The organism is Erythrobacter sp. HI0063 (assembly GCF_001635685.1).
Classification (GTDB): Bacteria; Pseudomonadota; Alphaproteobacteria; order Sphingomonadales; family Sphingomonadaceae; genus Qipengyuania.
This window is the reverse complement of sequence record NZ_LWFF01000289.1, coordinates 1-259: the sequence shown is the minus strand read 5'-3', so window position 1 is coordinate 259 and position 259 is coordinate 1. Positions and strand designations below refer to the sequence as shown.

Below are 259 nucleotides of genomic sequence, written 5' to 3'. Positions count from 1 at the left end.
GCGTCATCAACAACGAGCCGAATGTGCGGCCTGCGATGAAAGAGCGGGTCCAGGCCTCGATCGACCGGCTCGGCTACACACCTTCGATAGCGGCCCAGCGGATGAGCGGATCGCGCAGCTATCTGATCATGGCGCTGAACGATCGCGAACGCACTCTGGCCGACTGGCGCGAGCGGCGCGGTACCGACTGGGTCGATCAGATGCTGCTGGGCGGAATGCTGACCTGCGCCGAGCATGGCTATCGCATGATCGTCGAATT

The 259-nt window shown here is 62.9% G+C and carries 1 pseudogene; it reads left to right on the top strand.

Annotated features, from left to right (window positions below):
• Positions 1–259 (top strand): annotated as a pseudogene (locus A3736_RS10080) (LacI family transcriptional regulator); the annotation flags it as partial.